Source organism: Azospirillum sp. B2RO_4 (assembly GCF_051124815.1).
In the GTDB taxonomy this organism is placed as follows: domain Bacteria; phylum Pseudomonadota; class Alphaproteobacteria; order Azospirillales; family Azospirillaceae; genus Azospirillum.
This window is the reverse complement of the sequence record NZ_CP118485.1, coordinates 2,501,856-2,525,552: the sequence shown is the minus strand read 5'-3', so window position 1 is coordinate 2,525,552 and position 23,697 is coordinate 2,501,856. Positions and strand designations below refer to the sequence as shown.

The following is a 23,697-nucleotide window of genomic DNA, read 5'->3' as shown; positions in this document are numbered from 1 at the left end:
GAGCGCGACCGGGGCGGCGGGTAAATTCGGACTGCTGACTGCTCCGATTTTTACTCCTTTCACTGCCTTCGATGCAACCCCCGCCGCGGCCTATGCTGTTGCTCGTCGGTTTGGTCTTTGCCCGACCACCGCCGCTGCAATCGCGGAACTGGCGTTCAGCCGCCTGGGGGCCGCATGAGCGCCCCCGTCGTTCGCCTCCCCGTTCGCCGCCGGCTACACATCTCCCGGCCGCTGACGCCCACCCAGACCATCGGTGGCATCGTCGAGGACTTGGAGCGTCTACCCCAGCATCTGGACCCCGCGGACCTCCGCGCCATCGCCGGCCGGCTGAACACGCCGGCCGACCGGCTGGAGGGGGGAAGCCATGGCTGACGCTCCCCGCAGGCCACCGCACAACGAGGAAGCCGAGCAGGGCCTGCTTGGCGCGCTGCTGACCAACAATCGGGCGTTCTCCAAGGTCAGCGACTTCCTGCGGCCGGAGCACTTCTACGACCCGGCCCACCAGCGGATCTTCGCGGCGATCACCGAGACAATCGGCGCCGGCCGGGTGGCATCGCCCGTCACTCTGCGCCGTATGTTCGACACCGACCCGGACCTGCAGCAGGAGGGCGGCGGCGCCTATCTCGCCGAACTCGCCGGCAATGTCGTGACGCTGGTCAACGCCGGCGATTACGGCAAGACCATCCACGACCTGTTCATCCGCCGGCAACTGATCGAGGTGACCGCCGAGGCGCTGGAGCGGGCATACCATCCAGACCTCACCGCGCCCGAGAATCTGATCGCCGACCTGGACGCGCAGACGGCAGCCCTTCGCGCACACGCACGCGGGGGAGAGGCTGAACTCGCCACCGCGGCCGATGCCGTCGAGGAGGCAGTCCGGGCGGCAGAGCGCGCCCAACAGGCGCCCGACGGCATCTCCGGCGTTGCAACCGGACTTGCCGATCTGGATTACCGGCTGGGCGGCCTCCAGCGCGGGGACCTCGCTATCATCGCCGGTCGGCCGAGCATGGGAAAGACCGTGCTGGCGACGACGGCGGCAACCAACGCGGCCGGCCGAGGCGAGCCCACGTTGTTCCAATCCTTGGAAATGGGAACAGTCAGTCTCGGCCAGCGCCTCCTTGCGTCCCGCAGCGGAGTCGACGTGCAGAGCCAGCGCGGCGTCCTGTCGCCGGAGCAGTTCCGCGCGTTGGTCGAGGCCCAGCAGCATTTCGCCAGCATGCCCTTGCGGATCGACCCGCAAGCCGGGCTGACCGCCGCACAGATCGCAGCCCGCGCCCGGCTGCACCAGCGCAAGCACGGCCTGAAGCTGTTGCTGGTCGACTATTTGGGACTGGTCAGCCCGGCCGATCCGCGGGCGAACAAGGTCCATCAGGTCGAGGAGACCACCAAGGCGCTGAAGCTGCTGGCCAAGGAACTGGACATCCCCGTCGTATTGCTGTGCCAGCTCAGCCGACAGGTCGAGCAGCGCGAGGACAAGCGCCCGCAACTGGCCGACCTTCGGGACAGCGGCGCCATCGAGCAGGACGCCGACGTCGTGCTGATGCTGTACCGCGAACAGTACTACTTGGAGCGCGCCGAGCCGATGCGTCGGGCGAACGAGAGCCAGGACGTCTACAACGCCCGATACGCCGAGTGGGTGCAGCGTCTGAGCGAATGCCAGGGTATCGGTGAAATCATCATCGCGAAGAACCGCCAGGGCGGCACCGGCACCGTTGCCGTTCGCTTCGACGGCCAGCGGCAGGTTTTCGAAAACCTGCACCGAGGGGGGCGATGATGAGCCTCCGCGCCATGGCCGCCGTTTGGGAAAGCCCGCGTCCGCTTGACACCATGACGGCCATCGTACTGGTCAGGCTGGCCGATTTCGCTGACGACCATGGCGGGGGGATTTTCCCCAGCGTCAAGCGGGTTGCTGCCGAATGCCGGCTGAGTCCTCGCAAGGTGCAGTACATCCTCCGGGACTTGGAGGCCACCGGGCTGCTGGTGAAGGTAGCTGACGAGGATCCCGGACGGCGTCGTGGCAGGGAATACCGGCTTGATTTGGGCGCCCTATCCCAATCCCCGGAGGGGTGCACGTCGTGCAGGGGTGCAGGACGTGCAGGGGTGCAAGTCGTGCGCCCCAAGGGTGCACGTCGTGCGGGGGTAGGGGTGCACGACGTGCACCCTGAACCACCATTAGATCCACCAAAGAACCACCAGGATCTTTCTGGCGACCTGTTCGGTGAACAGACGCCGGAAACCGCGAAGGTAATTGCGCTTCCAGCGAAGGCGAAGACGCCGGCCAAGCCCTCCTTCCCGGAAGAGGCGTTCAACGAGTTCTGGACCGTCTATCCGAGGAAGACCGACGAGGACGGGACACGCGCCGCCTATCGCGAAGCCCTGAAGAAGGGGGCAACGCAGGCCGGCCTGATCGCCAGCGCCAGCGCCTACGCCGCCGCGGTCGCCCAGGACAGTACCCCCACCCGGTACGTCAAGAAGCCCGCAAACTTCCTGCGCCACGGCGCCTGGAAGGACACTCCCGAAGACCAAAGCCCCCATGCCGTCGGCAACAGCAGCCCGCGCCGCCAGTCCATCCAGGACGCGGCCAGCAGGGTGTTCGCCGATACCCCCGAAGCACGCGCATTCAGAGAGGCCCTGTGATGCCCAACGACATCGTCATCCGCCCCGTCTCTGCGGTCGCCGAGTTCGGCCGCACCCCCACCGCCGAGCAGCACGCCGACACGCTGCTGGAGTTCGTCAGCCGGCCGGCCGACTCCTTCCGTGGCTTGCTGGACGCCCACACGCTGGCCATCATCGCCGACGAGGTGCAAGCCGTGCTGGCGACGCCCCCGGCGGAGGAGCGGGAAGCACGCACCGAGATCGCGGTCATGATCGGCAGCTTCCCCCGCCAGCCGGACAACCTCGCCGTCTACATTGCCGCCGCGGCGAAGGAAGCCTCCCGCTGGCCGGCCGATGTGGTTCGAGAGGCGCGCCGGACCATCGTCCGCACCCTCAAATTCCTGCCGAGCGTCGCCGAGCTGGCCGGGGCATGCGAGAGCATCCAGGGCCGCCGTCGGCTGCTGCTGATCGCCGCAGAACGGATGGAGCGGGAGCGCCAGCGCAGGGAGGCGGAGGAGCAGCGCCGCGCCAGGGTGGAAGCCCAGCAGCAGGCCCGGCGACAGACCAACACCGGGGAAGCGCAATGATCGACGCCAGCGCCCTCAACGCCCACAGCCTGTTCCTGCTGGCGCTGCTGGCCGGTCAGCCGACGCCAGCAGCGTTCCGGGCCGAATTGGGTCGCCTGTTCGCCGCCTACGTCGAGGCCGGCATCGAAGCCGGATGGTCCCGCGCCGTCGTCGAGGAGTTCGCCGCCGAGGAGTTGGGGCGAGCCGCCGCGGCGCTGGACGCTATGAGGCCGCACTTCGTCAACGAAGCCGGACACGCATAGAGGGAACGGCCATGACTGTATCTCACCTGAATTTGCAGCCCCTCGACCGGAGCCTCAGCCAGCGCCCCGCCGGCATGCTGCGTCCCCATCCACCGGCCTTCCTGTTCGACGTCGCCGGGCTGCTGGACACCCATCGGGCATTCCTCACCACCGGCCTGACCGTCCCTGCCCCCGACCTGGAGGAATGGATCCGCTCGACCTTCATCGCCGAGGGGGCGCTGCTGGAGAACTCGCATCACGCCCACCTCCGGCAGGCGTCTCTCGGCTGCCTGTGGGCCACCTCACCCAACAAGCGCCACATGCAGCGCGTCGTAGGGCAGGCCGAGATCCCCGCCTTCCGCGGGAACGCCTGGAGCAAGTCGCGTCAGGAGCAGCAGCTCGTCGAATGGTTCGGAGCGATCCCGGACTTCGTTCTGACCTTCGACGCCCAGCATGCGGCCGAGGTGGATGATGCCACCTTCTGCGCCCTGATCGAGCATGAACTCTGCCACTGCGCGCCCGTCTTGGACGAGTTCGGCGCCCCGAAGTTCGGGCAGGACGGCCGGCCGAAATTCGGCATCCGCGGCCACGACGTCGAGGAGTTCGTGACGGTGGTGGAGCGGTACGGCGCCGGAGCGGCAGCCGGCCGGACGCTGGACCTCGTCGCGGCGGCCCAGCGTGGCCCCACCATCGCGCCGGCGCTGATCGCCCACACCTGCGGGGCACCTGTGGCCGTCGGGCGGCATGAGGGGCTGACCCATGGCCGAGAAGAAGACCAGCAGCACCCCGAAGCGGCGGAACCCCGGCCAGTTCAAGCCCGGCCAGTCCGGCAACCCCAAGGGGAAGCCGAAGGGAGCCCGGAACCGCATCACCCGAGCCATGGAAGAACTGCTGGAGCAGGACGGCGAAGCAATCACCAAGCGCGCCGCCGAGCTGGCGAAGCTGGGCCATCCCGTTGCCCTCCGCCTGTGCCTGGAACGCCTCCTGCCGCCGGTTCGGGAACGGCCGATGCAGTTCGCCCTGCCGAAGCTGGAGAAGCCGCAGGACGCCCCCAAGGCCATCGCCGCAATCGTGGAAGCGGTCGCCGCCGGCGACCTGACCCCCAGCGAGGCAGCCACCCTCACCCCTCACCGGCTTGGTGGAGGTGTTTCGCAAAGCCTTCGACACCGCCGACCTCATGGACCGTCTCGCCCAGCTGGAGACGGCCATCACCGAAAGGAACACATGATGACCAACAACATCGCCCGCATCCGCCAGCGCATCACCGCCATGGAGTCGTCCCTCTCCGCCGCCCGTCGACCGACGAAGGCCGAACGGGACGCTGCCTGTGCTGCATGGGCGGCCGGCATCGGCCAGCGCCTGCGCAGCGGCGAGACCATCGACGCCATCACCGATGACGAGACGGGGCGGCTGCTGTCCGACGTGCCGCCCATCGGCACGCCCGGCCGTCTGACCGACCGGACCCAGATTGAGGCTGCGGTCCGCGCGACCGTCACGACGATTGCCGACGAGGTGGCGGCATGACCACGCGCACCGTCAGGGCGAAGCTGCGCGACCTGGAGGCCCGTGCGGCCAGCCTGCGCACCCTGCAGGACGACGTCGCCACCATCATCCGGCCATGGCTGCGCACCATCGGCGGCGAGGCACTCGACACCCTGCGCGTCATCGCCGACCGCATGGCGACGCTGAAGCCGGGCGCCCGCACCCTGAACGCCGAGGAAGAGGCTGCGCTTGCGGACATGGTGCGGCGCAACCCTTGACCGAAGGAGGATGCCAATGCGTGAAGCCCGCCGCCGCATGCAGAAGCTGGAGGCGCTGCTGTCGCCCCCGCCAGCGCCGCCAGGACCGGCCGTCCTGATCTACCGGCCGGGCGAGACCGTCGAGGCCGCCGCGGAACGGCTGGGCATCGACCTGTCCCAGGCAACCGCCATCGTCAGCATTCCCGACAACGGCCGATAAGGAGGGCCGCCCCATGACGCAGAACAACACCGAGATCACCCCCTCGCCCGATCCGACCGCTCCGCAGGAGGAGGCGCCGACGGCATTCCGGCTCGTCACGCTCGACGGCAAGGTGATCACGACCTCCTCCGGCGACCCCGTCACCGTTTCCGTGCCGCAGCCGGCCACCGAGGAGGCGTAACGATGCCGTCGGTTCCGATTTCCCAGCTCCCGCCGGCCGGGTCGGTCGATCCGAACGACTATGTCCCCATCGACCAGAACGGCCAGACCAAGCGCGCCACGGTTCAGCAGATCGGCGCCGCGGCGCAGGCGCTGACACAGTCCTTCGTTACCGTCGGCAGCGAGTCCGGCACGCTCCCGAACAGCCGATCGGCCGGCGCCACCAACGGCATCACCCGCACCGACAGCGGCGCCGGCGGCACGCTGACCTTCTCGCTGACGGGCCAAGCGCTGAACTTCTTCCTGCTGTCGACCACGGGGCTGGTCTCGCTGACCGGCGGCGGCAGCGTCACCACACGCGCGCTGGTCGGGCCGAGCAAGGGCTTCACGATCAGCAATGCCGACGGCGTGGCCGGCAATCCGACCTTCGCCCTGACCGGCGGTCTGCTGGCGCTGGAGGATCTGACCGGCCCCGGCGTGGTCTGCTCCACCGGCCCCGACACCTATTCCCCGCGGACGCTGACCGGCACAGCCAACCAGATCGACGTCACGGAGGGGCAGGGCGCCGGCGGGAACCCGACGTTCAGCATCGCCAGCGACCCATGCCTGCCCGGCACCGGCGGGTTCCTGCCGCCCGGTGGCACCACGGCGCAGCGCCCGCTTTCCCCGCCCGTCGGCTTCACCCGGCGCAACACCGACCTCAACGTGAACGAGGCCTGGGACGGCGCGCAGTGGGTCAGCCAGGGCGTGGCCGGCGTCACCAGCGTGGCGACCGGGACCGGCCTGACCGGCGGCCCGATCACCTCGACCGGGACCATCAGCATCGCCAACACCGGCGTCGCGGCCGGCAGCTATGGCGACGACACGACGGTGCCGGTGCTGACGATCAACGCGCAGGGGCAGGTCACCGACGCCACCACGGCGACGATCACCCCGGCCGGCATCGGCGGCGTGCCGACCAGCCGCACACTGACGGCGGGAACCGGCCTGACCGGCGGCGGAAACCTGTCGGCGGATCGCGTGCTGGCGCTCGCCGACACCGCCGTGACGCCGGCCAGCTACGGCAGCGCCTCCCAGGTAGCGACCCTCACCGTCGATCAGCAGGGGCGCCTGACCGCGGCAGGAACCGCCACCATCACGCCCGCGGCTATCGGGGCGCAGGCAGCCGATGCCACGCTGACCGCGCTTGCCGACCTCGACGCCACCGCCGGCCTGGTCGAGCAGACGGGGGCGGACACCTTCGTAAAGCGGGCCATCGGCGCCGGAACCTCGACGAGCATCCCAACCCGCGGCGATGCAGATGCGCGCTATCTGCAACTCATCGGCGGTACGCTGACCGGCCCCTTGACGCTGGCCGGCGATCCCGCCGGTCCGCTCCAGGCGGCAACCCAGCAGTATGTCGACAACATCGCCCAGGGCCTGGACGTCAAGGCGTCCGTGCTGGCCGCCACCACCGCCAACATTTCCCTGTCGGGCGCGCAGACCATCGACGGCGTGTCCGTCACGGCTGGCGCCCGCGTTCTGGTGAAGAACCAGACCGCCCAGGCGCAGAACGGCATCTATGTGGCGGCTTCCGGAGCCTGGAGCCGCGCCACCGATATGGACGCCTGGAGCGAGGTGCCGGGCGCCTTCGTCTTCGCCGAGCAGGGCACCGTCAACGGCGATACCGGGTGGGTCTGCACCGCCAACCAGGGCGGCACGCTGGGCACCACCGCCATCACCTGGACGCAGTTCGCCGGGGTGGGGACCTATACCGGTTCCGGCCTGATCACTGTCTCCGGCACGACCATCGGCACCAGCATGGCGACGGCCCGGCTGATCGGCCGCACCACGGCCGGGACCGGCACGACCGAAGAGATCTCGGTCGGGACCGGCCTAACCCTGTCCGGCGGTTCGCTCACCGCCAGCATCAGCGCCAGCGCAGCCCAGCCTCTGGGTGCCACCGCATCCGCAGGATCGACCGGTACCGTTGCCGATGCCGGCCATGTCCACCAACGGCAGCTGGAGAGCATCATCGTGGCGGCCGGAGACGAGACCACCGCCATTACCACTGGCATCGCGAAAGTCACCTTCCGCATGCCCTACGCCTTCACCCTGACCGCCGTCCGCGCGTCCCTGACCACGGCCCAGACGAGCGGCAGCATCTTCACGGTGGATATCAACGAGAGCGGCGCGTCGATCCTGTCCACCAAGCTGACCATCGACAACGGCGAGACCACCAGCGTCACCGCGGCAACGCCACCGGTCATCTCCGACACCGCCCTGGCCGACGACTCGGTCATCACCGTGGATGTCGACCAGATCGGCAACGGGTCTGCGGCCGGGCTGAAGGTCACGCTCATTGGGAGGCAGTCGGCATGATGATCATTCAGCCGGCGCGGTTCGGTGTGGCCTGCGCCATCGACCCCTACGCCGCAAACCGCACCTTCTTTCTGCGGGGCCGGGGGGCGAACGGGGCGAAGCCCACGACGGACGAGTTGGGCAACCCATTGACCTGGGGCGGTGGTGCGCAGATCAGCACAGCTGTGGCTCTGTGGCCTTCCTACGGTTCGTCGCTGGCGTTCAACGGGACGAATGCCTACATCGGCGTGCCCGACAGCCTGTTCGACTTCGGCATCGGCGGCAGCCCGTTCTCCTTCGGAGCGCGGTTCCGCACGTCGGTCACGCCGTCGCCCTACCAGTTCATCATGAACCACTCGGCGGGGAACGGCGGGTGGGGGCCGGGCGGCGAGCAGTGCATCCTCTACCTCAATTCTTCTGGCGCGCTGGTCTGGCAGTTCTGGAGCGGCGGCTCCATCCCCGGCATATTCGGCAGCGCGAATCTCTGTGACGGCGCGACGCATGAGGCCTTGGTGACCTACGACGGCACGACGACGCGCCTGTTCGCCGATGGTGCGCTGATCGGAACGACGACAGGCACCTATACCGACGTGACCGGCACCTCGACGCGCATCGGCTCCGCGGTTTCCGGGAGCAACTGGTTCAACGGCTACATGGTCGATGTCACCGCGTGGAACGCCGCAGTGCATACCGCCGCATACACCCCGGCGACCCTTCCGCCATGCTGATGCTGGAGGAGGTCGCCGGACCATTCCCAACCGCCTGATCCGCCGACACGCTCCCTTTCGATCTGGAAGGGAGCGGGGCAAGCTCGTCCCGTCGGCATCGCTGGCGGGACGGCGCCAAATTGCTCACCGGTGAGGCATTGGGCGGGGAGGCATCGCCACCGATGACGGGCGCTCCACCGACACCGCCGCCGGCCGCTCGACATGCCGAATTCCCTTGATCGCCATCATCGCCCCGCCAGCCGGAGGATTGCGCCGGCAATGGCCGACAGATCGCCGCGCACGCCTGCGCTCGCCAAATGCTGCCCGGTAAAGCTGGCCTCTGCATAGGCTGTGCGCAGTGGCATCTCTACCGACAGGCGCGGGATCTCCAGCCGGTCGAGTTGCTCACGCGCCACCGCCAGCACCTGGGTGCGCGGGTTGACCTGGGTCAAGATGGCGGCATGCTGGATCGGCCGCCGCGACATCGCCTCAGCGTTTCGCACCACGTCCTGTGTGCGCGCCGCCTCCCCGATGTCAGCCCGATCCGGCCGGCAGGGGATCAGCACCACGTCGGCGGCCGCCGCGGCATAGACCATGCCCTTCGCCAACAGGCCGGCGACATCGATCAGCACCACGTCCGCATCGGCGCGGCCGCGCGTCGCCTCGGCCAGGATGGCGTCCTCGCCCACCAGCCGGCAGTCGATGCCAGAGCCGTCCAGCCGGTCGAGTAGGTTGCGGTTATTATCTGCGTCCAGCGCCAGGACACGCTTTCCAGCGGCCGCCCAGTAGGCTGCCAATCCAGCCGCGAGCGTGGTCCTGCTGGTTCCACCTTTTGATATGGCAATAGTAATAATTGTCATGGTCGCCAAATCCAACCAGTAGCAGCTTGATCCTCGGTCGAAATTGCACTGACTGCTTCAGGCTCCTGCGCTTCGTCAGCGTCAATCACTTTGCCGCCATTGAGTTCAAGGCCCTGCCGATGGCCACGATGTCGATCGCCAGCGCATCGCTACGCATGTCGATCGGCGCGATCCCGCGAATCCATGCCTCCTGATAGGCCACCCGCGACGACATCACCGGCTCCAGCAGTGGAACGCCGTCAGCGATGATCTGCGATCGCGCGTGCTGGGCCACCACCGTCCGCGGATCAGCCTGTGTGAGGATGGCCACGGCCTTCCCGGCTTGGCCGAGATCGTCGACGGCGTGATAGGTTCGGGCCGCCTCCGCCGTGTCGCCGTCGCTGGTCATGCTTGGAATGACTATCAGATCGGCCGCCTTGGCAATCTCGGTCAGCCCGAGCCATTGCATGCGAGCGGCGTCAACGACCACCATTTCATGCTGATCCGCCAGCCCGTGAACCATCTGGATCACGGTGTTCTTGTCGGCCGCCTCACAGGTTAGGCCATCGATGGCCATGCGCCCGATCCAGCGCGCGAGGTGCGCATTCGGATCCGCATCGACGCAGGCGACGATTCTCCCCTCCCGCGCCCAATAGGACGCCAGCGACGCGGCCAGCGTGGTCTTGCTGACGCCGCCCTTTCCGGACGCGAATGCGATGATCGTCATGGTCGCCAAACCTCTCTGGATTCAGCGACCGTCTTCCGACACCAGCGCTTGGTCAAGGTCTCATCGGGAGCATTGCCATCAGAAGCGCACGCCAACGTTCTACTCGCTGGCGTCAGCTCGCACAGCGTTGCGCAGATAGTTGTTACCTTTACAGCCCGCCGAGAATTTCGCGCCGCTTTTCATCGAACTCGGCAGGGGTAATCAACCCCTGATCCCGGAGGCGCTGCAACTCGCGCAGACGCACTTCGGCGCCGCGGGCCTGGACGGAAGGTAGGGTGACGGTCGACGGTCCTGGTGCTGCTTGAGCGGGAGTTGGTTTCGGTGAATCGGCTTTCACCCCCGGCATGTCGTCGCCGCCGAAGATGGGTTTGCCGCCATAGGCATAGATCACGCATTTCTCGGTCTTCGCGTAGGCCCGGCAGGAATCCAGGGCCATACCGATCCGGTTACCGCCACAGTTCCCAACGTCCGGGCAATAGCTGTAGCCGCAGCCCGAGCCATTGACCGCCACCGCGAAATACTCAGGGGCAGGAAGGTTCTTGTATTTGATATAACAGGCCAGCGTCCGACTGTCCATCTTGATCGGCCCGGTCGCGTAGTTATCGGTTACGCAAGCTGAAAGCGACAGCGACAAGAAAGCGATTTTCATGATCGGACTAATCATTGCCTCTTCTCCTTAATTCTGACTGCCGTCTTCTTTATTTTCACGAATACAATCGATTATTTTAATTGGAGCGAGCCATGCTGCCAGCAGCGCTACCCACATCAGCAATGGCCTGTCTGCGTGTAGAAATTTAATTGCTACAATAGAGAGTAAGGATCCCGCTGTGAGCCAGAGAAGTACCTCTGCATTCGTTTTCAGCTTCATTTCTCTGACACCCCTTCACAAGGCGAGAGTCGCTTGCGATTAGCGCAACCCTTAGAGTGACGGGGCATCCCTGAAAAGTCGAGATCGTTCCGTTGGTCAGTAGCTGAACTTGCGACGATCTCGACAGCAATGCCGGCACCGAGGCTCGTGCCAACAGGGGAAGCGGTTGTCGGCGGATGGCGGATGCTCACGCATCAGGCGATCCGCTTCCTTGCATCGTTTGAGACGCTGGCGAAGCGGCGAGCCGCCGAGGGTCACCCTTTGCCCGGCTTCCGCTTCGTCCGGCCGCCGGCCGCCTCCCCCTCCTTGCGCTGGACGAACAGCCGTCCGGCCTGCAACGCTGCGGCCCGGCTGATGTAGCTTCCGCATTCGAACCGCTGGCCGTCGAACACCACGGCGAGGGTAAACTTCTGCGGGCCGGCTTCGTCGACGATGATCGAGGAGGAGGCGGGCTTCATTCAGCCGGCTCTGCATCTGCCTTCGGCGGGCAGACGCAACCTTCCGCCGTGAACCTCACGCCAGCGGCTTCGAAAGCCTGCTGCATGGCGGCAATGGTTCGAGACTGCATGCCGGCGCCGCCCTCGAACCGCGTGACGGTGGCGGGAGCAACATCAGCTTTCGCAGCAAGATCTCGGACTCCCCAACCAACCGCGGCCCGGGCCATCTTGCATTGGACAGGAGTCAAAGCGCACCTCGTTCTATAAATTTGGCACACAGTGCTCTTTTCGGCTTGATGCACCGTGCTGAACTGAGTACATTGTACTCACAACTCAGCACAACTCAAGCTTCCCGAGGCTCCAATGATCTGCCGAGCCAAGCTGTTCCGCCTCGCATGGTCCACCGCCCGCAGCATGTCGCTGTTCAACAAGACCAGCCCGTGCCGGGAGTTCTCATATGCCCTGAAGCTCGCTTGGAAGGAGATGAAGAAGCGCGCCGGGCTGGAGGCGATGTACGCCCGCCAGACGACCGAGAAGGTCGCCGCCGACCGCGCCGCACTGCTGGAGTTCCGCGCCCGTGCCCAGCCCGATTGGGACGCCCAGGACGCCGCTGCCATCGCGAAGGCCAACAACGGGCTGAGCCGCCAGCTCAACGCCGCCGCGGCCCGCGCCGAGCGCCGCTTCGGCTGCAAGATGTACGGCGGCGGCTACGGCTCCGTGAAATACACCGCCTGCCATTGACCGGCCGCCGACCGTGCGCCGCGCCGTCAGTGCCAGAATTTGGGACCGGCACCCCATTCCCGCGCTGCCACGCCCCGCCTAACCTCGCCTGATCCAGGGCGACCAGTCCTCGCCATCCACCCCCACCACCTCGCAACGCGCCGCTTGGCGCGAACGCCCCCGCCTTGCCTGGAGGATCCCGCATGAGCCGCCTCGCCCTGTTCGCCACCGCCGCGGCTGTTGCCGCCACCATCGCCGCCGGCGCCACCTCCCTCGCCAACCAGCAGCCGAAGCCGGCCCCGGTGCTGCGCATCGCCACCGAGGGCGCCTTCGCCCCATGGAACGCCACCACCGCCGACGGCAAGCTGGTCGGGTTCGAAGTCGACCTGGCCAACGATCTGTGCCGCCGGATGCGGGTCCGCTGCGCCATCGTCGCCCAGGACTGGACCGGCATCCTGCCCGGCCTGCAGCAGGGCCGGTATGACGCTGTGATGGCGGGCGTCACGGCCACCGCCGAACGCGCCGCCGTGGTCGACTTCAGCGCCGCCTATGCCGCCGACCCCGCCGTGCTCGCCGTGCGCCCCGGTTCCGAGCTGGTCGAAGCGCTGCCTGATGCGGAGCGCGCCGACCTCTCCACTTCGGCCGGCCGGAGCATCGCCGCCAGCACCGTCAAGGCACTCGACGGGAAGGTGATCGCCGTGCAGGCCTCGACCATCCACGCTCACATGATCGAGACGCTGTTCCCCCGCGTCCGGGTGCGCTTCTACGAGACGGTGGACGCCGCCGCCCTGGACCTCTCTGCCGGCCGCGTCGACGCGATGCTGACCGCCCGGGCGTCGGTCGAGGCTCTGCACGCCGCCGGCGGGAACCTGATCTCGGCCGGCCCCGCCTTCAGCGGCGGCGTGCTGGGTGGGGGCGTGGCTGTCGCCGTCCGGAAGGGCGACCAACTGTCCGCCCGCTTCACCCAGGCCATCGCCAGCGCTGCCGAGGACGGCACCACCGCGCGCCTGTCCGGCCGCTGGTTCGGCACCGACCTGTCGACCCGCTGACTACCAGAACGACGAACGCCCGGCCGCGGCAACGGTCGAGCGCCCATCGAAGGCATCGCGGCTGCGGTGCCATCCGTTGACCCCCATGGAACCGGAACAAACCATGATGATCGAGCCCGAACATTCCCCGGCCTTGGCCGAACGCAACCCCGCCCCCTTCCGCGCCTCGCTGCTGGCCACCTCGACCATTCCCGCGTTGGGGATGACCTTCCGGCGGGCTGCCGACCGGGTGCGCGAACTGGTGGAGCACGCAAACAACAGCCCAAGGGGTGAGGACGACGGCATAGAAGACAAGGCAGAACTTGAGCGGCGGGAGGCTGCACGAGACGCCGATTGCCAGGAGTGGCGTCGAATCGAAGATGCCATGATGACCACTCCTGCGCAGACCATCGGCGACCTGTTCGCCAAGCTGGAGCGCATAACCTGCCCCAGTATCGGGATCCGCACGATGGAGCCGAGCGACGCCGAAGTCATGATGTTGGAGGACGACGTGAAGCGGCTGCAACCGCTGCTGACCGGGTCCGACCTTTCCGAGCCGACGGACTCCCCGATCTTCGCTGCTTTCGACCGGTGGGCTGATCTGGTGCGGGACTGCTGCGCAGCGAAGGCCGACGACGATGTCGAGCACCTGTCGGAGCAGGCCGACGAAGCCGCCCTCAATGTCATGGCCCATGAACCGACGACACGGGACGGGTTGGCCGCCCAGGTCTATGTCGCGTTCCACTTGGAGCACGGCGGCACGGCGGCGGACCATCTCGATATCGACTTCGCGCCGCTGACCGGCGGCGACGGCCCAGACAATGCGGCGGTGCACGCCCTCGCGGATCGCATCAAGCGACTCGGCAGGCGGCATGGAGGGGAGACGGACGTCCTGCACCGGCATGTGACGCTGGAGGAGGCCGCCGATCGCCGGGCAGGCGCCTACCAGCTCCCCGAGGAGGTTTCCCAAGCCATGCAGGCCGCATGTGCGCGCAACAGGGCCGCGACTGCGGCGGAGGATGCTCGGGAGCCTGATCAGGCGCAGGGGCAGCGCGAAGAAGCTCTCAGCCGCTTCCGTGCGCTGAAGCCGGAACGCCGGGAGACGTTCCTGTCGTTCATGCGCTTCTTGCCCGTTTCGTCCCATCTGCACAGCGCCATGCTGGACTTTGCTCACAAGCATGGAATGACCTGGGAATACCGCCGATGGATGGAGGACCATCTCGCCGATATCCCGGCCGAACAGGGAGGCGCCAACGATCAGCGCCAGGAGGCCGACCCCTTCGCCGACACGATCGCCGCCTTCGAGGCCGAGGCGCCGGCCACGCTGGCCCTGCCGCTGGAGCCGACCGGCCGCATGGTCGACGCCGGCTCCAGCGCCGCCGGCATCACCCCTGCGCAGTTCCAGGCCGCCTACGCTGCCGCGGTGGAGGCCCTGAAGCTGGAGCGCGCCGCATGACCATCCTCGCCTTCCCCACCCAGGACCGGGGCGCCCTGCGCCCCGCCGTCCGTCCGGAGACCGCCATCGTCCGGCTGACGCTGGCCGAGGCGACGGACTGGCAGCGCACCATCGTGGCGGAATGCCGGCGCCAGCGCGTGCTGACCCCGTCCCTTCCGGCCTTCCTGAAGCGCGCCGGCCTGATGGACCGCTGCACCTTCCTGTCCAGCACCGGGCCGGCCGAGCCGCTGTGCTTCCGGCATCTGGGGGTGCCGACCCTGTCGGTTCTCGGACGCGCCTGGGGCCGGGCCGTCATCAACCAGCCCGACGAAGCGGATCCCCATGTCGAGTTCGCGAACAGCATCGGAGCGCAGTATGCCGAGAGCATCGGCGCCGGCGAGGCGGTCTTCAACCGGGTAACCGTGTCGGGCGTTGGCCGGCCCTTCGTCTACACCCACGCGCTCTATGGGTGGGAGGATCGGGGCCGCCGCGCCGTGCTGTCCGCCGTCGACGTCCAGACCCTGCATTGACCGCGCCCGCGCTACCTCTTGCAGGTCGAGCAGCACCGCCGGCCGGCTCCACCGCATGAAGTGGAGCGGCAGCCGCCCGACGCCCGCCTGCTGGTAGAGCACCGCGGGCAGGGGTTCCAACAGAGCCCGGCCAGCGCAGCGGCGCACCCAAACCGGCACCGTCTCCGGATCGACCAGCCCGACCACCCAGCGCGGCGACCAGCGGTCCAGCGCCACCAGACGCGCCGCGGCGCCCAGCAGGTGGAACAGCCCACGCCCGCGCCAGTCCGGCCGGTTCCAGCCGGCGACGATCCAGGCCACCGCCCCGCGCGTGTCATGCGCTGCTGGCGAGCCGCAGAACCCGAACTCTTCCGACGGAGCAGCACCAGGATCATGGAACGCCGTCAGGTCCTCGACCCGCGCGCCGAAGCTGGCAGCCGAGCAGTCAAGCAGCACCACGCCATGGGTGGCGACGAACTTGCCATCGGCATCGACCGCGGCCACCCAGAAGGACGGCGCCGCCGCCGGTCGGGGCAGGAGCGGGAACCAATCGCCGCAGTGCCGGGCGTTCAGCTGCTCCAGCGCCTCCCATTCCTCGACCAGCACCAGCGTGATGCCGATCGCCAGCCCAGCCGCGCACAGGGCGTCGCGTGTCGCGCGCAGCACCGACCCGTGCAGGCTCCCTTGCAAGGGCATCGTCTCCACCAACCGCCGTTCGGCCATGCCTGTCCCTCGCTCCTGATGCATTCGGATGCGAAAGAGACACACCATGGCAACCGGCTTCCCGTCCCACGGTCCCACGATGGGAGGCGGTTCCCATGACCGTCAGCGCCACATGGCGCCGGTGGAGTGCAGTTCGGATCGAGTTGGCGAAGCTGCTGGCTGAGCAGGAACGGCAGCGTCGCCGTTTGCCCGTCCCGGCGGTGCGGGTTGGGCGACGTCTTTACACCGAGGCCGCCCAGCTGGAGGCAATTCCGGCACCAGGATGGACCGCCATCAGCGACGAAGCCGCCCAGCGGTTCCGAGCGATGATCGTCGCCAAGGTCGCCCGGTTGAGGGGCGGCAAACCCGGACATGAGATGTCCGGCGCCATGGCGTGGCGCGTCCGTCGGCTGGAGCAGGAGGCGCGGCGCCTTGCCGCCGAGATCCAGGCTCAGCCCGTCGCTGGCATCGCCGATGTGCTGGCGAGGCTGGACATCATCGCCGCCATGTGGGGGCCGGAGGGCACGATCAGCGAGCCAGGGGCGCCGCTTGTCGCGGTGCTGGCGCTGCTGGACGAGATCGCCCGGAGCGCGCCAGGGTTTCAGCCGACATGGAGGCGTTGCCGACAGGTTACGCAGCTGGGGGAGAGAAAGCCACGGCCCCGATGTGCATCAACGGGCAGCCCCGGTCAGCGATGAGGTGGCCCTGTTTCGCTTGAGCCGAACAGCTTTGCTCGGTGATTACCAGCGCCCTTACAGCACGGCGGCGTAGGGCCTCAGAGCCGCCACCGTCTTGGGTAGCGACTGCGCATGAAGCGTGGCGAGGTAATCATCTGCCGTTTTCGGCGGCTTCTTCAGGCGCCTCAAGCACCTCTGCGCAGCGATCACCACGGCCGGTTCGTGCAGGTCGAACTGGTAGCTGATGAAGTCGTCCGGGTGTATGGCCTCGACGTTGTACCTACCCAGTTCCGTGGACGGGAAGTCCTTCAGGTTGAAGGTCACGATGGCGTCGGCGCGGGCGTGGATCGCGGCTGCCAGGACGTGCCGGTCATCGGCGTCCGGCAGCTCGATCACGGGAATCAGATGCTCGTACCCTTCCACGAGGCAATCCGGGGCGGCACGGTTCATCAGGGCACAGGTGCGTTCCAGGGCCTCCCGCGTCAGGTCCGGGCGGTTCTGGAGCAGGTTCCGCGTCCATTCCTCATGGATCGCCCAGGTCCATTTCGCCCGGAACAGCTCCGCCGTCGTCAATTCCATCAGGAAGTCCCGCAGCGGGGCGGGGTAGAGGCAACAGGCATCGAAGACGACGGTGAAGCGCGACACTCGATCAGTACCCCATGTTGAGTTCCTGGGCCTGGGCGGCCAACTCGTCCAGCGCCTTGGCGCGATCAGCCGTGATCCGGTCCTTGTAGCCCTTCAGATCGCGGAAGCGCACCCGGCGGTGTGAACCGACCTTGTGGAAGGGGATCGTCCCTTCCTCCAGCAGTTTCACCAGATGGGGCCGGCTGACGTTCAGATAGTCGGCGGCCTCCTGGGTGGTCATCTCGGCATGGATCGGGATCAGCGTGACGGCGTTGCCATGCGACATCTCGGTCAGCAGGTGGGCAAGGAGTTGCTTCACAGCGCGCGGCAAGGCCAGCGTCTGGCCGTCGTCCAGGTGAACCCGGAACTCTCCTTCGGAAGGCTTGGAGGCCAGGATACGACTCGACTCGGCCGCCAGCGCGGCATCTTCCTCGGAAGGAACGATGGTCTCCGGCTTTTCGAGTAGGGCGTTCATAGATTCTCTCCCGTTTTTACCGAGTCTATATGGCGCGCTTCGCGCTTAAACGCAATATCCGAAACGGCAACGTGGGGAGGGTGTTCCATGGCCCCTGCCTTCCTCTCCTGTCGGCACACGCTGCCGATGCACGGCCAGAGTGCGGTCGATCCGCGGCGCTGCGGTGGGGGCGCGGCTGTGCCGCTGCTGAGGCGCGGTCAAGGTGCGGCGAGAGCGCTGCGGTTCCGCCGCTGCCAGCTGTTGGTGGACGCTCCCCCTGCCGGCACAGCGAGATTCCCGGCTCGCGCCCACTTGGCGGAGGGAGGGATCGGCAGCAGGCAGCCTGGAGCTGCCGCGCGGCGGTGGGATGTTCGAGAACGCCGTCAAAGGCCCGTCCTGTTGGCGATCGGCGTCATGATCAGCAGGTGGGCGAGCACCCGCTCGCGCTGGGTCTGCCGGCAGCGCCGGATAGAGCCAGCCCATCAAGGGAAGCAATCCTGAGACCCCGGTGAGACCCCAACCCCTGCGCATATAAAAAAACTGCCGCTAACCCATTGGATTAGCGGCGAGTTGAACAGGGAGGCTTCACGTCTGGGAGACGCTGGGTCCGAGGACCCAACCCCGGAGGGGAGACCTCCGGGACGAAACATCGGATGCTGCGTCGCAACATCCAACGATCAAAATTTGACCATTCTGCTGCCAACTTTCCAGGCACAAATATATAAATCTACCATGCAAGACTCGCATGGCTTCAAAATACCCTTAGAAGGCTAATAAAAATGCCGAAATTGACGGTGCCGCTCCGGAAAGTAGGAAGGGCGCCGTCGATTTCGGCAATTCTCTTACGGGATCGCTAAAAATGTTCGTGGTCAGAACGGAGTTTCTGCCACTTTTTTAACCAGGAAGTCGCGGAAGACCGCGATGCGCTTGGAATGGCGCAATTCTTCAGCATAGACGAAGTAGGCGTCGACCTTCGGCCCGTCGACGTCCGGCAGGATCCGGGTCACGTCCTTGGAAAAGCTGTCGACCAGGAAGTCGGGCAGCGCGCCGATGCCGAGCCCGCTCTCCACCGCGCGATAGATGGCGTAGACGCTGTTGACCTGCAGGATCGGCTTCCGGTTGGGCGAGGGGTCGCCGACCTCCATGATCCAGTTGACGTTCGGAATCGGCGCCCGCACGTCGGGCGGGTAGGTGATCAGGTCGTGATTGTCCAACTCGGCCGCCGTCTTGGGCGTCCCCTTTTTCTTCAGGTAGCTCTGGCTGGCATAGAGGTGGAAGCGGATCGACATCAGGTGCCGCTGGATCAGGTCCGGCTGGCGCGGCGTGTTCATGCGGATGGCGATGTCCGCCTCGCGCATCGCCAGGTCCAGCTCGTCGTCGTCGATCAGCAGCGTCAGCTGGATGTCGGGGTAGATCGACATGAATTCGTTGATGCGCGGCGTCAGCCAGGTCGACCCGAAGGCGACGGTGGTCGTCACCCGCAGCGGTCCCTTGGGATGCTCCCGGCTTTCGGTCAGCATCGCCTCGGTCATCGACAGCTTGGCGAACACGTCGCGGGCGGTGCGGTGAAGCAGCTCGCCCTGTTCGGTCAGGATCAGCCCGCGAGCGTGGCGGTGAAACAGCGGAACGCCCAGGCTTTCCTCAAGCGCGCTGATCTGGCGGCTGACCGCCGACTGGCTGAGGTTCAACGTCTCGCCGGCATGCGTGAAGCTGCCGGCTTCGGCCACCGCGTGGAATACCCGCAGCTTGTCCCAATCCATCATGCTGTCCCGCCCCGATGCGCAGCCGCCCGGAGCCTCCCGTTTATCTTGAGGACGGCGCATGGCCGCCATGCATGTTTATAGCGGGAACGCGCCCGGAACGCACGCGCTAGTAAAAGCGACTCGCACGAAAATTAATCATGATCGCCGGAATTATTCTCATCCGAAGTCACAGCGATCCGAGCATATCCGTATAATAGATAGGGGTGTTTGCGATGCTCGGAAATGGGACGGCGGCCATTCGCCCCCGTCTTTGCTAATCCGCTGCGTCGGTCAGGGCGGCGGCCTTGACCGTCGCGCTGCGGGCGGCCTCATGCTGCGATCCGGGGTGCGTCTCGGGGCGGGGACTGCCGATATGTCCGCTGATCTCGTCGCCGGCATCGGCGGGCAGGAGCCAGAAGGGCAGGCTGGAGGCGCAGGCCATCAGCCCCACCGTCAGGAAGGCGGGAACGAAGGAGGACGGGGTCAGGGCGCCGCCGCTCCATTGGGTGGTCAGGTGCAGCGTGGTGGCGCCGACGGCCACGCCCAGGCTCAGCGACAGCTGCTGCATCACGCTGGCCAGCGTGTTGGCCCGGCTGGTCATCGCCTGCGGCACCTCGGCGTAGCTCAGCGTGTTCATGCCGGTGAACTGCAGCGAGCGGAAGAAGCCGCCAAGCAGCAGTGCGCCCAGGATCACCAGATGCGGCGTGTCGGGGCGGAAGGCGCCGTATCCGGCCAGGATCGCGCCGCTGACCAGCGAGTTGAGGGTCAGCACCAGGCGGAAGCCGAAGCGCCGCAGGATCGGGCCGGCCAGCGCCTTCATGGTCAGCGCCCCCGCCGCCCCGGCGAAGGTGAGGGCTCCCGACTCGAAGGCGGTCAGGCCGAAGCCGATCTGCAGCATCACCGGCATGAGGAAGGGCACCGCCCCGATGCCGATGCGGAACAGCGTGCCGCCGAGGACCGAGGCGCGGTAGGTCGGCAGCCGGAACAGCGACGGGTCCAGCACCGGCCGCGCCACCCGGCGGGCATGGCGCAGATAGGCCAGCGTCGCCAGCAGCGCCACCGCCAGCAGGATCGCCACCGCGGTGGCCGGCAGCAGGTCGCGCCCGACATTCTCGAAGCCGAACATGAAGGCGGCCAGCGCGACGGCGCTCCACAGGAAGCCGCGGGCGTCGAAGGGGTCGCGCTGCTCCTCCTTCAGGTTGGGGATCAGCGCCAGCACCAGCGCGATGCCGACCAGCCCGATCGGCACGTTGATGAAGAAGATCCAGCGCCACGAGGCATAGGTGGTGATGGCGCCGCCCACCAGCGGCCCCAGCGCCGGCCCGATCAGCGCCGGCAGGGTCATCCGCGCCATCGCCGTCACCAGCTGGTCCTTCGGCACCGTGCGCAGCAGGATCAGCCGGCCGACCGGCACCATCATCGCCCCGCCGATCCCCTGGACGATGCGGGCGGCGACCAGCTCCGCCAGCCCGTTCGACAGGCCGCAGGCGACCGAGCCCAGCGTGAAGACGCCGATGGCGCTGGCGAAGACGGTGCGCGCGCCGTAACGGTCCGCCGCCCAGCCGCTGACCGGCAGGAACACCGCCAGCGCCAGCATGTAGGAGGTCATCGCCAGACTGAGCCGCAGGGGATCCTCGCCCATCGACCGCGCGATCGCCGGCAGCGCGGTGGCGATCACCGTCGCGTCGAGATTCTCCATGAACAGGGCGCAGGCGATGATCAGCGGGGTGACGCGCGACATGACGGACCGTCAGGCAGGGAGCGAAGCCCTACGAATGTGAGACGTTCCGCCGCATTGACCATCGCACATGCGAAAGCCCTGCCATGCGTAAGTGCGCTTTACCCCACGGATCGACGAGGGTTCAGCGTCCCGTAAACACCGGCTTCCGCTTCTCCAGGAAAGCGCGGTAGCCCTCGCGGAAGTCTTCGGTGCCGAAGCAGCGGTAGCATTCGGCGATCTCCGCCTCGGTCAGCGGCGCCGGGTCGGACAGGCGGCGGACATAGCGCTTGTGCAGGGTAGCGGCCAGCGGCGCGCCGGCGGCGATGCGCTGGATCGTGGCGGCGATCTCCGCCTCGAAGCCTTCGTCCGCGACGACGCGGTGGACGAGGTTCTTGTCCTTGGCCTCCGCCGCGCCGAAGACGCGGCCTTCCAGCAGGATCTCCAGCGCCGCCGGGCCGCCGGCGACGTCGGCGACCAGCTTCAGCTCCGTCGGTCCCATCGAGATGCCGAGCCGGCTGACCGGCACACCGAAGCGGCTGCTCTCCGAACAGACCCGGAGGTCGCAGGCCAGCGCCACCGCCAGACCGATGCCGCAGCAGGGGCCGTCGATGGCGGCCAGAACCGGGTGGCGCAAGGCGCGCAAGCCGTCCAGCCCCTCGTCCATCAGGTCGCCGTAGCCGGCACCCTGTTCCGGGCTGTTGCGCTCGCTCTCGAACTCCGAGATGTCGGCGCCGGGGGAGAAGGTGCGGGAGCCGTTGGCGCCGGGGCCGCCGCGCATCACCACGACGCGGGTTCCCTCGTCGGCCTCAAGCGCGGTCAGATGGCCGATCAGGGCATGCCACATCGGCTTGTCGAAGGCGTTCAGCTTGTCCGGGTTGGACAGGGTCAGGGTCGCGACCGCTCCATCGCGGGTCAGAGTGATGGTGCCGGCCATGCCGCACTCTCCATCCGTTGCCGTATGGTTGCGTACCATAGCGCGCCTCCGCCGGGACGCAAGGCGCCCGGTGCCGCGGCGCAGCAGGGGAGGGGAAGGGTGTTGCGAAAAAAGTGATAGGAGGGTGAATTTTCCTCTTGCGGCGGAGGCCGCGTTTCCGTAGAAAGCGGCTCCCGGACGACGGGAGCGCGGGCGTAGCTCAGGGGTAGAGCACAACCTTGCCAAGGTTGGGGTCGAGGGTTCGAATCCCTTCGCCCGCTCCAGTTCTCCGGTAGAGAAGCGAAGACCAAAGGGCCGGGCGGCAACGCACCGGCCCTTCGCTTTTTCCGGCCCCGCATTTTCGCGCTCCACAGCTTGGAAACACCGGGCATCCCTTATCGACACTGGCCGTCCGGCGCGCTAGATCCTAATCCATGACCGACACTTCCCTCGCCGCCCGCGGCGTTGCGCTCGACTTGCTGCGCGACGTGCTGCGCAAGTCCGTTCCCTTCGACGACGCGTTCGACGCGCATCCCGAACTGGCGGCGCTGCAGCCGCGCGACCGCGGCTTCGTCCGCCTGCTGGTCGCCACCGTCCTGCGCCGGCTGGGCCAGATCGACGAGATGATCCAGGCCAGCCTCGCCAAGCCGGGCCTGCCCAAGGCGGCGATCCACGACATGCTGCGGCTGGGCACGGCGCAGCTGGTGTTCCTGAACACCCCCGCCCATGCCGCCGTCGACACCGCGGTGGAGCTGGCAGCCGCGCGCAATGCCGCTCCCTACAAGGGGCTGATCAATGCCGTCCTGCGCCGCATCGGGCGCGAGGGGGCGGAGATGGCGGCGCGGCAGGATGCCGGGCGGCTCAACACGCCGGACTGGCTGTGGCTGTCCTGGCGCTCCGCCTACGGCACCGCCCGCACCCGCGGCATCGTCGAGGCGCACCTGCACGAGGCGCCGCTGGACATCACGGTGAAATCGGATCCGGAGGGCTGGGCCGAGCGGCTGGGTGCCACCCTGCTGCCGACCGGGTCGCTGCGCCGCCCGCCCGGCGGGTCGGTGACCGAGCTTCCCGGCTTCGAGGACGGTGAATGGTGGATCCAGGACCTCGCCGCCTCGCTGCCGGCCAAGCTGTTCGGCGATCTCCGGGCCAAGCGGGTGTTCGACCTGTGCGCCGCCCCCGGCGGCAAGACGGCGCAGCTGGTGGTGCAGGGGGCGCAGGTCACCGCCATCGACCGCTCGGCCCGCCGGCTGGAGCGGGTGACGGAGAACCTGAAACGCCTGCGGCTGGAGGCCGAGGTGCTGGCTGCCGACGCCGCCACCTGGGAACCGGAGGAGCCGGCCGACGCCGTGCTGCTCGACGCGCCCTGCTCGGCCACGGGTGCGATCCGGCGCCATCCCGACATCCTGCGGGTCAAGACGCCGGACGACATCGCCAAGCTCGCCCGTGCCCAGTCGCGGCTGCTCGCCCGCTCGGTCGAGCTGGTGAAGCCCGGCGGCACGCTGGTCTACTGCACCTGCTCGATCCAGCCGGAGGAGGGGGAGGCGCAGGTCGCCCGTCTGCTGGAACAGGACAGGCGGGTGGAGCGTTGGCCTGTGACCGCCGACGAGCTCGGCGGCCTGTCGGAGCCGATCAACGAGGCGGGAGAGGTTCGCAGCCTTCCGGGCATGCTGGCCGACCTCGGCGGGATCGACGGCTTCTTCGTGGCGCGCCTGCGCCGACGCCCGGCCTGAGGCC

26 protein-coding genes, 1 tRNA gene and 1 pseudogene are annotated in these 23,697 nt (G+C 67.7%); 18 read left to right on the top strand and 10 right to left on the bottom strand.

The annotated features are described in order from the left end of the window. Positions 1 to 174: 174 nt before the first annotated feature. The 12 genes and pseudogenes from PWS46_RS12085 to PWS46_RS12030 all read left to right on the top strand — a co-directional run bounded on the left by PWS46_RS12085 (position 175) and on the right by PWS46_RS12030 (position 8,589). A complete protein-coding gene (locus PWS46_RS12085; protein ID WP_434615442.1) occupies positions 175 to 372 on the top strand; it encodes a hypothetical protein in 198 nt (65 codons plus the stop codon). Then, positions 365 to 1,774, top strand: a complete 1,410-nt coding sequence (gene dnaB, locus PWS46_RS12080; protein ID WP_434615439.1) for a replicative DNA helicase — start codon at positions 365 to 367, stop codon at positions 1,772 to 1,774. Before PWS46_RS12085 ends, dnaB begins: the two co-directional genes overlap by 8 nt. Further along, positions 1,771 to 2,637, top strand: a complete 867-nt coding sequence (locus PWS46_RS12075) for a helix-turn-helix domain-containing protein (protein ID WP_434615437.1) — start codon at positions 1,771 to 1,773, stop codon at positions 2,635 to 2,637. The genes dnaB and PWS46_RS12075 overlap by 4 nt, the downstream gene beginning before the upstream one ends. Then, a complete protein-coding gene (locus PWS46_RS12070; RefSeq protein WP_434615434.1) occupies positions 2,637 to 3,182 on the top strand; it encodes a hypothetical protein in 546 nt (181 codons plus the stop codon). Before PWS46_RS12075 ends, PWS46_RS12070 begins: the two co-directional genes overlap by 1 nt. After that, on the top strand, positions 3,179 to 3,424 hold the full coding sequence (locus PWS46_RS12065; protein WP_434615431.1) for a hypothetical protein: 246 nt from the start codon (positions 3,179 to 3,181) through the stop codon (positions 3,422 to 3,424). The genes PWS46_RS12070 and PWS46_RS12065 overlap by 4 nt, the downstream gene beginning before the upstream one ends. After that, a pseudogene (locus PWS46_RS12060) lies at positions 3,316 to 4,002 on the top strand (putative metallopeptidase); the annotation flags it as partial. The gene PWS46_RS12065 and the pseudogene PWS46_RS12060, both read left to right, overlap by 109 nt. Positions 4,003 to 4,162: 160 nt before the next feature. After that, on the top strand, positions 4,163 to 4,927 hold the full coding sequence (locus PWS46_RS12055) for a DUF5681 domain-containing protein (RefSeq protein ID WP_434615428.1): 765 nt from the start codon (positions 4,163 to 4,165) through the stop codon (positions 4,925 to 4,927). Beyond that, positions 4,924 to 5,163: a hypothetical protein gene (locus PWS46_RS12050; protein ID WP_434615425.1), complete on the top strand. Its 240-nt coding sequence runs from the start codon at positions 4,924 to 4,926 to the stop codon at positions 5,161 to 5,163. The genes PWS46_RS12055 and PWS46_RS12050 overlap by 4 nt, the downstream gene beginning before the upstream one ends. Positions 5,164 to 5,179: 16 nt before the next feature. Next, complete coding sequence (locus tag PWS46_RS12045; RefSeq protein ID WP_434615422.1) at positions 5,180 to 5,362, top strand: hypothetical protein; 183 nt, start codon at positions 5,180 to 5,182, stop codon at positions 5,360 to 5,362. Positions 5,363 to 5,375: 13 nt separating this feature from the next. Beyond that, a complete protein-coding gene (locus PWS46_RS12040; protein WP_434615419.1) occupies positions 5,376 to 5,543 on the top strand; it encodes a hypothetical protein in 168 nt (55 codons plus the stop codon). A gap of 2 nt (positions 5,544 to 5,545) precedes the next feature. After that, positions 5,546 to 7,882: a beta strand repeat-containing protein gene (locus PWS46_RS12035; protein ID WP_434615416.1), complete on the top strand. Its 2,337-nt coding sequence runs from the start codon at positions 5,546 to 5,548 to the stop codon at positions 7,880 to 7,882. Beyond that, a complete protein-coding gene (locus tag PWS46_RS12030) occupies positions 7,879 to 8,589 on the top strand; it encodes a LamG-like jellyroll fold domain-containing protein (protein WP_434615413.1) in 711 nt (236 codons plus the stop codon). The genes PWS46_RS12035 and PWS46_RS12030 overlap by 4 nt, the downstream gene beginning before the upstream one ends. A 224-nt stretch (positions 8,590 to 8,813) precedes the next feature. Here the strand turns inward: PWS46_RS12030 and PWS46_RS12025 are convergent, their stop codons facing one another. The 4 genes from PWS46_RS12025 to PWS46_RS12010 form a co-directional block, all read right to left on the bottom strand. After that, on the bottom strand, positions 8,814 to 9,443 hold the full coding sequence (locus tag PWS46_RS12025; protein WP_434615410.1) for a ParA family protein: 630 nt from the start codon (positions 9,441 to 9,443) through the stop codon (positions 8,814 to 8,816). A gap of 70 nt (positions 9,444 to 9,513) precedes the next feature. Continuing rightward, positions 9,514 to 10,134, bottom strand: a complete 621-nt coding sequence (locus tag PWS46_RS12020) for an AAA family ATPase (RefSeq protein WP_434615408.1) — start codon at positions 10,132 to 10,134, stop codon at positions 9,514 to 9,516. Between the two features lie 148 nt (positions 10,135 to 10,282). Beyond that, complete coding sequence (locus PWS46_RS12015) at positions 10,283 to 10,798, bottom strand: SHOCT domain-containing protein (protein ID WP_434615405.1); 516 nt, start codon at positions 10,796 to 10,798, stop codon at positions 10,283 to 10,285. 458 nt (positions 10,799 to 11,256) lie between these two features. Beyond that, positions 11,257 to 11,460: a hypothetical protein gene (locus PWS46_RS12010; RefSeq protein ID WP_434615402.1), complete on the bottom strand. Its 204-nt coding sequence runs from the start codon at positions 11,458 to 11,460 to the stop codon at positions 11,257 to 11,259. Positions 11,461 to 11,802: 342 nt separating this feature from the next. On the opposite strand from PWS46_RS12010, the gene PWS46_RS12005 reads away from it, so the two are divergent. From PWS46_RS12005 to PWS46_RS11995, 3 genes are all read left to right on the top strand, one after another. Then, positions 11,803 to 12,180 carry a hypothetical protein gene (locus PWS46_RS12005; protein ID WP_434615399.1) on the top strand — a complete coding sequence of 126 codons (378 nt, stop codon included), beginning with the start codon at positions 11,803 to 11,805 and terminating at the stop codon, positions 12,178 to 12,180. 182 nt (positions 12,181 to 12,362) lie between these two features. Further along, a complete protein-coding gene (locus tag PWS46_RS12000) occupies positions 12,363 to 13,208 on the top strand; it encodes a transporter substrate-binding domain-containing protein (protein ID WP_434615396.1) in 846 nt (281 codons plus the stop codon). 103 nt (positions 13,209 to 13,311) lie between these two features. Then, the gene (locus PWS46_RS11995) at positions 13,312 to 14,643 is read left to right on the top strand and encodes a hypothetical protein (RefSeq protein ID WP_434615393.1); all 1,332 of its coding nucleotides are present in this window, start codon (positions 13,312 to 13,314) and stop codon (positions 14,641 to 14,643) included. Here PWS46_RS11995 and PWS46_RS11990 read toward each other — a convergent pair. After that, complete coding sequence (locus PWS46_RS11990) at positions 14,598 to 15,827, bottom strand: hypothetical protein (RefSeq protein WP_434615391.1); 1,230 nt, start codon at positions 15,825 to 15,827, stop codon at positions 14,598 to 14,600. The genes PWS46_RS11995 and PWS46_RS11990 overlap by 46 nt on opposite strands. A gap of 122 nt (positions 15,828 to 15,949) precedes the next feature. Here PWS46_RS11990 and PWS46_RS11985 point away from each other — a divergent pair, with 122 nt between their 5' ends. Further along, a complete protein-coding gene (locus tag PWS46_RS11985) occupies positions 15,950 to 16,531 on the top strand; it encodes a hypothetical protein (RefSeq protein WP_434615388.1) in 582 nt (193 codons plus the stop codon). A gap of 54 nt (positions 16,532 to 16,585) precedes the next feature. Here the strand turns inward: PWS46_RS11985 and PWS46_RS11980 are convergent, their stop codons facing one another. From PWS46_RS11980 to PWS46_RS11960, 5 genes are all read right to left on the bottom strand, one after another. Further along, positions 16,586 to 17,155 (bottom strand): PIN domain-containing protein, encoded by a 570-nt coding sequence (locus PWS46_RS11980; RefSeq protein WP_434615385.1) that lies wholly within the window; start codon positions 17,153 to 17,155, stop codon positions 16,586 to 16,588. A gap of 4 nt (positions 17,156 to 17,159) precedes the next feature. Beyond that, complete coding sequence (locus PWS46_RS11975; protein ID WP_434615382.1) at positions 17,160 to 17,609, bottom strand: helix-turn-helix domain-containing protein; 450 nt, start codon at positions 17,607 to 17,609, stop codon at positions 17,160 to 17,162. Between the two features lie 848 nt (positions 17,610 to 18,457). Then, positions 18,458 to 19,348 carry a LysR family transcriptional regulator gene (locus PWS46_RS11970; RefSeq protein ID WP_109075197.1) on the bottom strand — a complete coding sequence of 297 codons (891 nt, stop codon included), beginning with the start codon at positions 19,346 to 19,348 and terminating at the stop codon, positions 18,458 to 18,460. Between the two features lie 256 nt (positions 19,349 to 19,604). Then, positions 19,605 to 21,071 (bottom strand): DHA2 family efflux MFS transporter permease subunit, encoded by a 1,467-nt coding sequence (locus PWS46_RS11965; protein ID WP_434615380.1) that lies wholly within the window; start codon positions 21,069 to 21,071, stop codon positions 19,605 to 19,607. 121 nt (positions 21,072 to 21,192) lie between these two features. Beyond that, entirely contained in the window at positions 21,193 to 21,984 is a 792-nt protein-coding gene (locus PWS46_RS11960; RefSeq protein ID WP_434615377.1) for an enoyl-CoA hydratase/isomerase family protein, read from the bottom strand. Between the two features lie 188 nt (positions 21,985 to 22,172). Here PWS46_RS11960 and PWS46_RS11955 point away from each other — a divergent pair. Both PWS46_RS11955 and PWS46_RS11950 read left to right on the top strand, forming a co-directional pair. Further along, positions 22,173 to 22,247 (top strand) — tRNA-Gly (locus PWS46_RS11955). Positions 22,248 to 22,397: 150 nt separating this feature from the next. After that, positions 22,398 to 23,693: an RsmB/NOP family class I SAM-dependent RNA methyltransferase gene (locus tag PWS46_RS11950; RefSeq protein ID WP_434615374.1), complete on the top strand. Its 1,296-nt coding sequence runs from the start codon at positions 22,398 to 22,400 to the stop codon at positions 23,691 to 23,693. Positions 23,694 to 23,697 lie beyond the last annotated feature (4 nt).